General features: G+C 70.4%; 14 protein-coding genes and 1 pseudogene. 9 read left to right on the top strand and 6 right to left on the bottom strand.

Annotated elements, in window-relative coordinates; translation table 11 throughout:
- Positions 1 to 4 precede the first annotated feature (4 nt).
- Positions 5 to 769, bottom strand: a complete 765-nt coding sequence (locus tag KV557_RS18790; protein ID WP_218201811.1) for an ABC transporter ATP-binding protein — start codon at positions 767 to 769, stop codon at positions 5 to 7.
- Positions 770 to 1000: 231 nt separating this feature from the next.
- Between KV557_RS18790 and KV557_RS18785 the strand changes: the two genes are divergently transcribed.
- The 4 genes from KV557_RS18785 to KV557_RS18770 all read left to right on the top strand — a co-directional run bounded on the left by KV557_RS18785 (position 1001) and on the right by KV557_RS18770 (position 3903).
- Entirely contained in the window at positions 1001 to 1543 is a 543-nt protein-coding gene (locus tag KV557_RS18785; protein ID WP_218201710.1) for a hypothetical protein, read from the top strand.
- Positions 1544 to 1758: 215 nt separating this feature from the next.
- Positions 1759 to 2700 (top strand): ketopantoate reductase family protein, encoded by a 942-nt coding sequence (locus KV557_RS18780; RefSeq protein ID WP_218201708.1) that lies wholly within the window; start codon positions 1759 to 1761, stop codon positions 2698 to 2700.
- Between the two features lie 68 nt (positions 2701 to 2768).
- Positions 2769 to 3170 carry a hypothetical protein gene (locus tag KV557_RS18775; RefSeq protein ID WP_218201706.1) on the top strand — a complete coding sequence of 134 codons (402 nt, stop codon included), beginning with the start codon at positions 2769 to 2771 and terminating at the stop codon, positions 3168 to 3170.
- 145 nt (positions 3171 to 3315) lie between these two features.
- Entirely contained in the window at positions 3316 to 3903 is a 588-nt protein-coding gene (locus KV557_RS18770) for a hypothetical protein (RefSeq protein ID WP_218201704.1), read from the top strand.
- Positions 3904 to 3920: 17 nt separating this feature from the next.
- Here KV557_RS18770 and KV557_RS18765 read toward each other — a convergent pair whose 3' ends face one another.
- Entirely contained in the window at positions 3921 to 4286 is a 366-nt protein-coding gene (locus tag KV557_RS18765) for a transposase (protein ID WP_218201702.1), read from the bottom strand.
- 22 nt (positions 4287 to 4308) lie between these two features.
- On the opposite strand from KV557_RS18765, the gene KV557_RS18760 reads away from it, so the two are divergent.
- Positions 4309 to 5043 (top strand): hypothetical protein, encoded by a 735-nt coding sequence (locus KV557_RS18760; protein ID WP_218201700.1) that lies wholly within the window; start codon positions 4309 to 4311, stop codon positions 5041 to 5043.
- Between the two features lie 243 nt (positions 5044 to 5286).
- On the top strand, positions 5287 to 6564 hold the full coding sequence (locus KV557_RS18755; protein ID WP_218201699.1) for a PP2C family protein-serine/threonine phosphatase: 1278 nt from the start codon (positions 5287 to 5289) through the stop codon (positions 6562 to 6564).
- A gap of 211 nt (positions 6565 to 6775) precedes the next feature.
- On the opposite strand, the gene KV557_RS18750 is transcribed toward KV557_RS18755, so the two are convergent.
- Positions 6776 to 7990 (bottom strand): HTTM domain-containing protein, encoded by a 1215-nt coding sequence (locus KV557_RS18750; RefSeq protein WP_218201809.1) that lies wholly within the window; start codon positions 7988 to 7990, stop codon positions 6776 to 6778.
- Between the two features lie 77 nt (positions 7991 to 8067).
- Positions 8068 to 8646: a DUF5819 family protein gene (locus tag KV557_RS18745; RefSeq protein ID WP_308129966.1), complete on the bottom strand. Its 579-nt coding sequence runs from the start codon at positions 8644 to 8646 to the stop codon at positions 8068 to 8070.
- A 186-nt stretch (positions 8647 to 8832) separates the two neighbouring features.
- Here KV557_RS18745 and KV557_RS18740 point away from each other — a divergent pair, with 186 nt between their 5' ends.
- Positions 8833 to 9576 carry a hypothetical protein gene (locus KV557_RS18740; RefSeq protein WP_218201694.1) on the top strand — a complete coding sequence of 248 codons (744 nt, stop codon included), beginning with the start codon at positions 8833 to 8835 and terminating at the stop codon, positions 9574 to 9576.
- 476 nt (positions 9577 to 10052) lie between these two features.
- On the opposite strand, the gene KV557_RS18735 is transcribed toward KV557_RS18740, so the two are convergent.
- A complete protein-coding gene (locus KV557_RS18735) occupies positions 10053 to 10583 on the bottom strand; it encodes a LuxR C-terminal-related transcriptional regulator (RefSeq protein WP_256177610.1) in 531 nt (176 codons plus the stop codon).
- A gap of 430 nt (positions 10584 to 11013) precedes the next feature.
- On the opposite strand from KV557_RS18735, the pseudogene KV557_RS18730 reads away from it, so the two are divergent.
- Both KV557_RS18730 and KV557_RS18725 read left to right on the top strand, forming a co-directional pair.
- A pseudogene (locus KV557_RS18730) lies at positions 11014 to 11289 on the top strand (DUF3291 domain-containing protein); the annotation flags it as partial.
- A 159-nt stretch (positions 11290 to 11448) separates the two neighbouring features.
- Entirely contained in the window at positions 11449 to 12111 is a 663-nt protein-coding gene (locus tag KV557_RS18725; protein WP_218201691.1) for a transcriptional regulator, read from the top strand.
- A gap of 45 nt (positions 12112 to 12156) precedes the next feature.
- Here KV557_RS18725 and KV557_RS18720 read toward each other — a convergent pair whose 3' ends face one another.
- Entirely contained in the window at positions 12157 to 12477 is a 321-nt protein-coding gene (locus KV557_RS18720; protein ID WP_218201823.1) for a hypothetical protein, read from the bottom strand.
- Positions 12478 to 12561 lie beyond the last annotated feature (84 nt).

The raw sequence follows: 12561 nt of genomic DNA, 5'->3' as shown, positions 1-12561 counted from the left end.
GCCCTCACCCGCCCAACCGGCTCAGCCGCTCGCCGACCTGGGCGACGGTCGGCCGCGCCAGCTCGTCAACAAGCAGCCCGTCGGCCAGCAGCAGCACCCGGTCCGCGTACCCGGCGGCGACCGGGTCGTGGGTGACCATGACGCACGTCTGCCCGTCCTGGTCCACGCCCGCGCGCAGCAGGTCGAGGATGTCGTGCCCGGTCGCCCGGTCGAGTGCGCCGGTCGGCTCGTCCGCGAACAGCACGGCCGGCCGTGCGACCAGGGCCCGGGCGATCGCCACCCGCTGCTGCTGGCCACCCGACAGCTGCCCGGGCCGGTGCCGGTCCCGCCCGGCGAGCCCGACCCGGGCGAGCGCGTCGAGTATCCGCGCCCGGTCCGGCCGCTCCCCCGCGAGCCGGCCGGGCAGTTCCACGTTCTGCGCGACCGTCATCGCGGGCATCAGGTTGAACGCCTGGAACACGAACCCCACCCGGGTGCGGCGCAGCTCGGCGAGCCGCCGCTCGGGCAGCCGGGACACCTCGGTGTCGCCCCACCAGACCGTGCCCCGGGTGGGCCGGTCCATCCCGGCGAGGCAGTGCAGCAGCGTCGTCTTGCCGGAGCCCGAGGGCCCCATCACCGCCGTGAACGTGCCCGGCGCGAACGTGACGGACACCCCGCGCAGCGCCTGCACGGCGGCCCCGCCCCGCCCGTACGCGCGGTGCAGCCCCTCCGCCCGGGCGGCGGCGCCCGGCCATGTCTCCGCCGTCACGGCGGCGGTTTCTGTCGTCATCTCAGCCATGCCCTCATCCTGGGCAATCCGGACGTGCCGGTCGATTGTGCTGGCCCCCGAATCCGAGGTTCGGAAAACCGAACCCCGCAGGTGGTGGCACCCCCTCGGCCTGGTGGACATAGCCGAACCCCACCGCGTCGAACCCCACCGCGTCGAACACCAGCCGCGCCCGACCGCGCCGGACCCGACCCCGGCCCAAGGCCCGCCCACCCGGACAGGAATCATGATCAGGTGACCATCGACCTGCTGCCCGGCCGCGGCCTGCGCCTGCCCGCTCCGCTGCCCGAGCTCCCCTTCGGCCTCACCGAGGCCGAGGTCCGACGGCTGCTGGCCCCCCACGACGACGTGCTCGGGGGCATCCTGGCTCCGGCCTTCGTCTGCCGCTCCACCTGGGCGCTGGGCTTCACCCTCCCCGGGCTGTCCGTCGACCTGTCCGGCTGGGACGATGGGACCTTCGCCTTCGTTTCGGTCTCCCGCCACCCGTCGCCCGACGAGTCCCCGTGCCCGGTGGGCGTCTACGGCGTCGACGTCTTCGGCTGGCCGGCCGAGGAGGTCGTGGCGGCACTGCGCGCCGAGGGCCTGGACGTTCCCGACCTCAGCGGGCGCAACCTGCGCTTCGGCCCCCTCCACCTCAGCGTGAGGACCGTCGCCCGGCCGGCCGGTGCGATCGCGTCGCACCGGACCGCCGCGCAAGGACGGCGAAAGCCCCGCCACGAGCCGCCGTTCACCTTCGACTTCGTCTCCCTCTCGGCCGAGAACACCGACTCCCCGTAGGGTCGCGCCGTGATCCCTCAGCCCACCGGCCGAGCCTTCGGCCCGTACAGCGGCGGCCTACCTCTCCCGCGCCGACACCCCGTTCCCTGACGGCGACGGGCGCTTCCTCAGCCCCGGCCACCTCGAAGGCCGCTGCGCCTGGGAATGTTCCTGACCTCGGTGGCGCTCTCCACCCAAAAACCCTCTCGACCTCCCCGCGACCCCCAGGGACCGACATGACGACAACTCCCCTCACCGTGGCCGTCCTCGGACCGGGCGGCGTCGGCGGCCTGATCGGCGCCCTGCTCGCCCGCGACGGCCACCGCGTCATCTGCCTCGCCGGCGAGGAGACCGCCGCCGTCATCGCCCGCGACGGACTGCACGTCAGGAGCGCCCGGTTCGGCGAGTTCACCGCCCGCGTCGAGGCCGCCACCGAGCTGCGCGAGCCCGTCGACGTCGCCTTCGTGACGGTCAAGGAGCCGGCCCTGCCCGCCGCGCTCGACCGGATCCCGCCGCAGGCCCTGGGCCCCGGGCTCGTGGTGCCCCTGCTCAACGGCCTCGACCACGTCGCTGCGCTGCGCGAGCACTACCCGGCCGCGCGGGTGGCGGCCGGCACCATCCGGGTCGAGGCCACCCGCACCGCGCCCGGCCGGATCGAGCACTTCGGCCCGTTCGCCGCGCTCGAAGTCGCCGCCGCGCCCGCCGAAACCACGGAAGCCACGGCAGCCGCCGACGCCACCGCCACCGACATCGACGAACTGGCCGACCGCCTCCGGCACGCGGGCCTGGACGTCACCGTGCGCGCGGACGAGAGCGCGATGCTCTGGAGCAAGCTGTGCTTCCTCGCCCCGTTCGCCCTGCTCACCACCCGCTACCGGGCCGACTCCGGCACGATCCGCACCGAGCACCGGAAGCAACTGGTCGCCGTGCTGGAGGAGATCACCGCCGTGGCCCGCGCGGAGGGCGCGCCCGAGAGCGCCGAAGCGGTCCTCTCGGTCTTCGACCACGCCCCCGGCGGCATGAAGTCCTCGATGCAGCGCGACGCGGAGGCCGGCCGCGCGCTCGAACTCGACGCCATCGGCGGCGCCGTCCTGCGGGCCGCCGCCCGCCACGGGATCGAGGCGCCGGTGATCGCCGAGCTCGTACGCGAGCTGTCCGAAAGCCCTTCCGGTCGCTGATCGTTCCGGGCGGCGGCGGAACCGCCGCAGGACGTTTCGGCGTTGGTGAGAGCGGGAGGGATAGTGACATGACAAGGAAGCCATACCGCCTGATAGCCGCGGCGATCGCCCTGCTCGCCGCCGCCCCGCTCGTGACCGCCTGCAAGAACGCCGACCAGGCGCTGGACTGCGGCAAACGGGCCATCAGCATCACCGGCGACGTCCAGGACGTGATGGACTCAGCGGTCAATGTCGGCCAGATCACCGACGACAGCAAGCGCAAGCACACCCTGGAAGCGCTCAAGAAGATCGGCGACGACATCCACAAGATCCGCGAGGGCGGCAGCAGCACCAAGATGGACCAGGCCACCGACAAACTCTCCAAGGCCGTCGACAAGGCCCGGGACGACGTCAACAACGGCAAGCAGCCGGACGTCGGGGCCATCGCGAGCGCCGCGGGCGAGGTGGCCTCGGCCTGCGGGTCGGCCTGACGGCGGGACGGCCTGACGGCGGGATGGGCGCGGCGGCCGCGGGTGGCCGCCCGCCCGGCCTGTCGCCGTACCCTTGCCCGCCGCCGCACGGTAGGAAGGGACATCGGGATCGCACCCCGATCCGGCCGCGCCACGGAGGCACCTGGTGAACCACCCGATCCTCGACCAGATCCAGCAGCTGCGCGCCGAACTGGCGCCCGGCGACACCGCCCCCGCACTGGTCACGGCGCTCGCCGACGGCAGCGCCCCGCTCGCCGCACTGGCCGAACTCGCCGCCCAGCAGTACCGGATCATCACCTCCGACCGGCGCAGCCTGCTGCTCCTCGCCACCCGCTGCGCCGACCGCCCGGCCGGAGCGTGGTTCGCCACCCTCGCCGACGGCGAGAGCGCCGCCCTGCGCACCCTGCCCGCACTGGCCGCCGCCTGCGGCCTCGACCCGAACAGCCTCGATCCGAACAACTCAGCCCCGACCAACTCGGCCCCGAACAACTCAGCCCCGGACGGCCGGAACCCGACCAGCACCGCCCCGCGCAGCCCCGCTGCCCGTCCGCCGCTCCCCGGCTGCCAGGCCTACCCGGCCTACCTCGCCTGGCTCACGCTGAACGCCCGCCCCGCCTCCGCGGCCGTCGCGCTGGTCGCCAACTTCGCGGCCTGGGGTAAATGTACAGGCTTCCACCTCGGTCCTGGCCAGCGGAAACGCGAACGGCTCGCCAGCTACGCGCTCGTCGCATGAGTTTCCTGAGTCAACCCCTATGCCGCGAGAGTCGCCTCGGTGACCGTTTTGATCTTGTTGTTGGCTTGGTGGGTGGCGGGGTCGTAGGGCGTGCCGTCGCGCCGGCAGGCCCAGATCACTCGCAGCCAGGCGCGGGCGAGGATGCGGACGGCGTGGGGGTGGCGCTTCTTGCGGGCTCGGGCGTCGTTGTAGATCTTCGCGGCCCAGTCGCTGGCGTGTCGGCTGTTGTCGGCGAAGGTCGTGACGGCGACGCGGGCGCGTCGGTTGGTCACGTAGCGGAAGGTCACCGCGTGGGACTTGCCGGAGGCCCGGGTGACCGGGACGACGCCGGCTTCGGCGATGAACTGCTCGCAGGTCTCGGCGCGTTCGAGGATCGGGCCCATCTCGCCGATGATCTGGCCGAGGTTGATTTTGCCGATCCTGGTGAAGACCGACGATCCGAAGGGTCGCCAGCTCCAGATTCTGCGTCCCAACAACGGCGTGTCGCTCGACCAGGTGCTCCGCGACCTGGCCGACGCGGTCAGCCACACCTCCGCCACCGCCGCAGCCGGGATCCGCACGGTCCGGGGCGAGGCCGAGGCGTTCGGCGGTGCCTTCGTCACCTCCCAGGTGCACGCACAGCTCACGGAGGAGATCAGCCCCGACACGGTCTACCTGCTGGACTTCACCGCGTTCCTCGCCGACCCCACCAAGCCGGTGGTGCGGCCGCTCGAACTGCGCGGCACGAAAGGCCAGGTGCACCAGCTCGCGAGCTTTCCGCACGGCATCGTGATCCAGCGCGAGGAGAGCGACCGTCCCCGCTTCCTGACGGAGGACGTGGACGACGCGCACATGACCTATCTGGTGCACAACGACTCCGCCGAGATCCACGAGATGCGGATCCAGCCGGTCGCCCCGGGCACCACCGACTCACAGGTCCAGGCGTACTTCGATGCGATCGCGCAGGGCAAGCAGCCACCGCCCACGCCGTTCACCGGCCCGCCGACGGGTCTCGGCGCCATCTCGCCGGACCACTCGGCACTGATCGAGTCCCACGGCCTGCCCGCCGGCACCTACGTGCTGCTCTGCTTCATCCCCGACGAGCAGCTCGGTGTCCCCCACGCCTTCCTCGGCATGCACAAGGTCGTGCAACTGCGCTGACCCGTCAACGCGCCCGCGCGGGAGGTCGGCCTCGCGTCGGCCTCGCCGACTTCCCGCGCGGCGTCCTGGTCCTCCCGACAACGCACACATTTTGTCCTGTGATCCACATCGCCCGCGTCGGCCGGTTGCGCCTGGGGCATCGCGACGGCGAGTACGCCCGTACCGGCCGCCAGTGGAACGGCCACGGCGTGCCAGGTGACGCTGCGGCACGTGCCGTCACGGCAGCGCAGCCAGTCGGTGCGCATGACAAGGGATCAGACAGGCCGACTCATCGGCGGCATATTCGGGCTCGTCTTCGTCGAGGTGAACGCCGGTACCTTGCCGTCGGTCGCCGGCGTACCACTGCGGGTGCTCGCGATTGCCGCGTTCGTCGGGCTACTTGTCATGCTGCGGCGTGACCGAACCCCGCTGCCGACGCGCACCGCGCCAAGAACGAACTTCGGACGGCGTTACCGACTCGTGGTGGCCGTCGAGGCGGTCGTCGGACAGTCCGACCACGAGTGCGATCCAGGCCGCTGTCGCTCGTGGGGCATGCAACAGGCCGTTGATGACAAGGATGCCGGCCAGTGCGTCGGCTCGGCGCTGGGCACCACGGACGGCATGCTGTTCGAGGCCCACGGGGACGACGTGGCCGGCCGGGCCACAGGCCGCGGCCTCGCCGTGCCGCTGATCGCGGTCGGCCGGGTACTCGGGGCCGTGACCTTCCGGCGGCAGGCGGGTTCCTTCAGCAGCGAGGACGTACTCCTGGCGAGGGAGATCGCGGCCCGTACCGCCACCGCGATCGACAATGCCCTGCTGTACCGGCGTGAACGGCTGGCCGCGCTCGCACTGCAACGCCATCTGCTGCCCGCGCGGCTGCCGTCGGCGACCTGGTTCCAGCCGGCCTACCGCTATCGTCCCGCCGAGGACGACACCTTGGCCGGGGGTGACTGGTACGACGCGCTCCTCCTCCCGGGCGGCCGGGTCGGGCTGGGGATCGGTGACGTCATGGGGCACGGTGTGGGGGCCGCCGCCGCGATGGGCCGCTACCGCTCCTCGGTGCACGCGCTCCTGGCGGTCGGGTTGCCGCCCGGCCAGCTGCTCACCCGCCTGGACGGGCTGTTCACCGGCGATGCCGGCGAACTGGCCGCGACCTGCGCCTGCGCCGTGTACGACGCCGGCACCGGATACTGCCGACTCGCGCTGGCCGGGCACCCACCGCCCCTGCTGATCAGGCCCGACGGGTCCGCCGATGTCCTCTCCCCCGAACCCGGGCCGCCCCTGGGGATGGGCCTGCTCCACGTGTACCCCGACATCAAACTCCCTGTCCCGCCCGGGAGCCTCCTGGTGTTCTACACCGACGGAATGATCGAGGACCGGAGCGCGGTGCTGGATCTCGACCAGGGCATCGCGATTCTCGGCCGAGCGGTCCGCGATCCGGGCGCACCCCTGGACGAGGTGTGCGACGCCCTGATGGCGGCCCGTCCGGCCGGCTCCGCCGACGACGCGGCACTCCTTGTCGCACGGCTGGGCCGGGTCTGATCCATCGATTGGGTGATGGTCGGGGTGCTGGCTCGCGTAGCGGGCAGGGCCGCCACCGTCGGCCCTCGCCGGGACTCCCACCTACCACTGACCGTACCCGCACGACTTTCCGCCCGCTGGCCGGCCTGCTCGGGGACCACCGTCGGAGCAGGCCCGTCCGAACGTGTGAGAGCGCGAACACGTAGCGTCGCGACCTGTCACCCACGTGGTCTCAGGTCTCGGCTTCGACTTCGCCGTCAGCGTCGCCGTGACCTTCTTCCATCGGCTGTCGCACGACGGCACCGCCCGGCAGCCATGTCGGACTCTCGACAGTGGGTGACGTGGGTGTGGCGCGCACGGCTTGCAGCGTGCGCCCGATCCGATCACCGGCCCAGCGCAGGAATGAGGTGGGGAGGAAGAGTGCGTCGGCGGTGATCATCCCGAGTGCGAAGAACGGCAGGCCGAAAATGAAACCGATCCCGACATGCCCGCACATCATCATCGGCAGCAGCACGTTCTTGACATGCCGGTTGATCAGCGCGAACGGGAATGCACTCTCGAAGATCACCGTGCCATAGGTGATCAGCATGACCAGCAGCCCGTTGCCGGCCAGGGCGTGCGACAGCCCGGGCCACGGAGTGAAGTCGTTGAGATGGAGTGCGTAGTAGAGGGCGGTGCCGTTCTCCCACTGCGGACCCTGGATCTTGTACCAGCCGGCGGTCGCGTAGATGAAGCACACCTGAACGGCGATCACCAACATCGCCCCTGCATGCACCACATTGCCGGTCATCTCCACGACCGACCGCGGCTCGCCGGGCGCGTAGCGCCGCACCAGCCACCAGGCGGCCTGACCGGCCAGCGCGCCCCAGAAGACCAGCGCCCACCCCGCGCCCAGCTTGTCCAGGACGGTGACCAGTGTCAGCACGGCGGCGAAGAACGCCCACATCACGATGCCGACGACATCGCGGCCGTCCGCCGGGATCCGCCGCGCCCGGCGCGCGTCGAGCGACCAGACCTGGCCACACCGGGTGAACACCAGGTAGACCGCCATGACATGGATGACGTTGTCCCCGCCGTCACCCTCGAAGACGCTGCGGTTCTGCAGCGCCAGCACGCCGACCATGAACAGCACCGATGCGGTCCGGGTCCGCCACCCGACCAACAGCATCACTGCGGCGGCGATCGCCGCGGCGTACACCACTTCGAACCACCGTGGGCTGTCGGACCACATCAGCACGGTGAAGGCCTGGTTGGCCGCGTTCAGCTGGCGTGCCATCTGCCAGCTCCATGGGCTGTCGGGCCCGTAGAGCTCATCGCGATTCACCCATTCGCGCAGCAGGAAAGCGAGCCAGGTGAGCGAGAACCCAATCCTGATCACGGCCGACTGATACGGGAAAACGGCACCGCTGGTGATCCGGGCCAAGCCGCGGGTGAGAGCCACGTTCATGCTGTGCGGCAGCCCGGCGAACGGGGACGGGACGGGGTCGGCTCCCCCGGCGGACGCGACGGGTCGGTGGGGGCCGCTCACGTGAAGTCCTCGTTGCTGACGCCCCACCAGGGCATCTCGTTGTAGCTGGTCGCGGTGTCGATGTCCGACTTCGGGCTGCTCCACGGCGGGCTGCCGACCGGCATGGTCGCGCTACGCACCTGGACGAGCTGCACCGTGCCGCCATTGGGGTGCTGACCGAATCGGTGGGCCGCTATGCGCCGCACGTACTCCTGCGAAAGGTAGCCGCGCAGCCCGATGGGCTGGTCCTGGCCGTCGTGCGAGGACCTGTAGAAAGTCCAGGCGGCTCGCAACTCGTTCTGCTTGGTGTGGCTGGGGAACGGATTGTGGCGGATCCGCGCCTCATCCGTCGCTGTCAGGTCGGTCCAGCCGGTAATCTGCGTGGTGCCATCCGGCTTCAGCACCGCGGCGCGGGCCTGGACGTCGGTGTTCTCCAGCGGCAGGTTGGGGGCGAAGAGCCTCCAGCTCTGCTCGAACTCATGAGAGACATAACCGTTGATCGCCGCCGCATTCTGTGCGGAGAACGTGTTGGGCGGGGCGAGGCTCAAGAACACCATCCCTAAGTGGACAAAGGCACCGACGGCGACAGCAGCCACCGTCAGTGCGATTACCAGACGCGAGATCAGCGAGACATTGGATGTGCCGCCTTGGTGCTCAGTTCCCTCCTCCGCCGGCCTAGTCCGAGGTGGCTTCATCTCGTACCCCGTTTCTCTTTACCGCCCAGTTCGACGATTATCCCCTTCACTTTCACCCCCAGCCGGACGAATCGCAACAACTAACCAGTGGTGGTCGGGTTGCTGCTGGTGCTGGTCGTCGGGTTACTGCTGGTCGACGAACCGCCACCAGTGCTGGTCGTCGGGTTGCTGCTGGTGCTGGTCGTCGGGTTACTGCTGGTCGACGAACCGCCACCAGTGCTGGTCGTCGGGTTGCTGCTGGTGCTGGCCGTCGGGTTACTGCTGGTCGAAGAACCGCCACCAGTGCTGGTCGTCGGGTTGCTGCTGGTGCTGGCCGTCGGGTTACTACTGGTCGAAGAACCGCCACCAGTGCTGGTCGTCGGGTTGCTGCTGGTGCTGGCCGTCGGGTTACTGCTGGTCGACGAACCGCCACCAGTGCTGGTCGACGGGTTGCTGCTGGTGCTGGCCGTCGGGTTACTGCTGGTCGACGAACCGCCACCAGTGCTGGTCGTCGGGTTGCTGCTGGTGCTGGTCGTCGGGTTACTGCTGGTTGTGGCCGCGGTGCTGGTCTTCGGGTTAGTGCTGGTGGTCGGGTTGCTGCTGGTCGTGCTGGTCGGGTTGCTGCTGGTGCTGGTCGTCGGGTTACTGCTGGTCGTGCTGGTCGGGTTGCTGCTGGTGCTGGTCGTCGGGTTACTGCTGGTCGTGCTGGTCGGGTTGCTGCTGGTGCTGGTCGTCGGGTTACTGCTGGTCGTGACGGTCGGGTTGCTGCTGGTCGTGACGGCCGGCTTGCCGCCACCGCCACCGCCACCGCCACCGCCACCGCCACCGCCACCGCTGATGACGATGTGGTAGAACCCAGGGTGTCCAGCAGTCGCAGCATGCTTAGTCACGTCGATGTTCTTCGACGGTGCGGGGATGTTATTGCACGTGTCCGCAAGGTCGAACGCTGGCGGCCTCCATATGCAGTCCAGGGTTGGAATACTGAGCCGTCCTGAAAATGTTTGTGCTGCTGTAGCACGAGAATCACCGGATGCGGCACCGACTTCAGTCGCCGGTATGCCGTATACATAGGCGCCTACTCCTAGGCAGGCTGCAGCGAGTCCGATACCCTTCGATATTCTCTTCATAATCATCTCATCGCATGCCTCGACCGGTAGCCGCCGCCCCGTCACGTCCAACGACCGCCACAACGACCTCCGGAGACACCAGGATCGCTACTCGGCTACCTCACCGTTCTTTCTTTGGACACTCCTCTGCTCCGTTGGGAGGGTCAAGGGGCAAGATGGCCGAGGGCATGGGCAGAGTTACCCCATCGGGCGTGGGCAGAGTTACCCCCCATCGGGGGGCTCATCGCTTTCACTGTGCTCCAATGCGAAGCGGGTGAGGTCGGCCCTGCGGCGGGAGCCTGTCTTGTCCCGCAGCCTGTCCAGATGCGAATGAACGGTGTGCTCGCTGATTTTCAACCTTCCGGCGATTTCCCGGTCCGTGGCGCCACTCGCGACGAGCCACAGGATCTGCATTTCCCGGTCAGTGATGCGAGGAGGGGATGTTGGAGTACCCAGTCCGGTGAGGCCGGCGGAGACATAGCTGCGACCGGAAGCGACGATACGGATCGCCGTGAGCAACTGCTTTTCCTCGGTCCGCATACTCAAGTAGCCGCGAGCGCCGGCTTGAATAGCCAGAACAACGTCGCTCTGCGCCTCGGAGGCTGACAGCAGAATGACAGCGTGCCCCTGCCGACGCAGTCGGGTGACGAGGCCGAGCGCTTCCCGGTTGGGCAGTGGCAGGTTGACCAGGACGACGTCTGAACCATTCACCTCATAGCGTTGCTCGTCGATGTAACGGGTGAAGGTCGTCATCTGCAGGTCCGGCGCAGCGTTGATCAGGTGGGTGAGGCCGCGCCCGAGGACCGGGCAGTCGCAGATTACGGCTACACGACTCGGCTTCGGACTCATTCAGGTCCCAGCGTCGACGGACTGGCCGGACACCCGCGGGATTGCAGGCGTCGGAACGAACGCCCGGGCGGCCCCGAGCATCCCGCCTTCAGACTCACGCCTTCGACCAAGGAATGCACCCCGGCTTGGCCCGTCCGGGTGTGATCCCCAGATCTGGAAATGCACCGACCGCCTCCGCACCGCCGACCGCCTGCGCGTAGGCCCTACCGGACAGCGGCCCTACCGGGCGGCCGCCGGGCCGGGCGCAGGCATGTGCCACTTGCGCGCCGTCAGTTGAGCCGTCCACATGCGCGCGTACCGGCCGCCAGCATCGGCGAGCAGTTCGGAGTGGGTGCCTGGCGCCGTGGGCGCCTCCCTGGCCGCCCAGCCGCTGAAGCGGACCTTCTGGACGCTCTCCGCCTGGGAGAGCCGGGAGGCGCTGTACGCCAAGGCCGAGCCGCACCGGAGCATCATGACCTCGCTCCGCTCCACCATCAAGGAATCCGTCTTCACCTTCTGGGAGGCCCCCGTGCAGGACCTCCCGATCAGCTGGCCCGAAGCCAGGCGCCGGCTCGCGGAGCAGCAGCGGGCGGACGCGAGCGGCACCCGGGGGCCGCAGGGTCACGCCTGAGGCGACAAGGTCGACGAGGTCGACGCCACGCCGGTTGCGAAGCGGGCCGGGCGGACGAGCGGTACCTACGCTGGGGAGTGGCACCCACGCTGGGCGGACGGGCGGGCCGCGCCTGTCGCCGCAGGTGAGGTGCCGTCACCGGGAAAGGCAGGACCGCCGATGAGCAGCCGGCCACGCCAGATGCTGGAGCACATCCGGCAGGAACTGGCCCTCGGCGAGCGGGAGAACCGCCTGGTGCCGGCCATTGCCGACGGCAGCGCCCCGCTCGCCGTCCTGGCCGAACTCGCCGCCCAGCAGCACCGCATCATCGCCAGCGACCGGCGCAGCCTGCTGGTGCCGGCGGCCCGCTGCGCGGACGGCCCGGCTGGCGACTACTTCGCCGGCTTCGCCGAGGGCGAGAGCCGCGCGCTGCGGTCGCTCGACGCGTTCGCCGCCCGCACCGGCCTGAGCCCGCACGAACTGCTCGCTCGCAGACCACTGCCGGGCTGCCAGGCGTACCCGTCGTACCTGGCCTGGCTGGCGCTCAACGGCGACCCGGCCGGTGTGGTGCTGGCCCTCACCGCCAACTTCGCGCTCTGGGGCGGCTACTGCGCCACCGTCGGCCAGGCGCTGCGCCGCCACTACGGCTTCCCGGACGAGGCCTGCGCGTTCTTCGACTTCTTCGCCCAGCCCGCCACCGCCCTGGAGCAGAAGGCCGCCGACGCCCTCGGGCCCGACCCGCTGGACGGCCCGGCGCTCGCCGCCGCCCGCGAGTACGCGCTGCTGCTCCAGGCCTACGAGCACCTGTTCTGGGACACCCTCGCAGCGTCGGCGGCCGACTGACGGCCGACCTCCGGCGCGGCGAAGCGTCCTGCACCAGCGGTCCGCTCAGGCCTGCCAGTGCGGCTTGCTGCTGACCATCCGGCAGGTGATCACCCGGCCGCCCGCGTCGTGGGTGCTCCGGCCGAGGTCGGCGTTGCGACAGAACTGGCCCGCCTCATAGCAGTTGCCCGCGCTGGAGCGGATGTCGCAGCCGCCTGCGCCGGACGCTACGGTCTGCCGCGGTTCCGGGTCGGTCGGCGGCTGCGCCGTGGTGACCTTGGGCTGCGGCGCCTTGGTGGCCGGCGGCTGCGGGTGGGCGCTGGTCGGCGCGGGCGGCTGCGGCGCGGCCGCGGTCGGCTGGGGCGCCGGGTTGCTGGGCGTCGGCACCGGTGCGGGCGGAGGCGTGGTGGTCGGAGCCGTACGCGCACTACGCACTGGCACATCGCGGACGGCACAGGGGTATAGCACCGA

It is taken from the genome of Kitasatospora aureofaciens (genome assembly GCF_019192735.1).
GTDB lineage: Bacteria > Actinomycetota > Actinomycetes > Streptomycetales > Streptomycetaceae > Kitasatospora > Kitasatospora aureofaciens_A.
The sequence above is the reverse complement of the archived record's forward strand: the minus strand, read 5'-3'. Positions and strand labels throughout refer to the sequence as shown.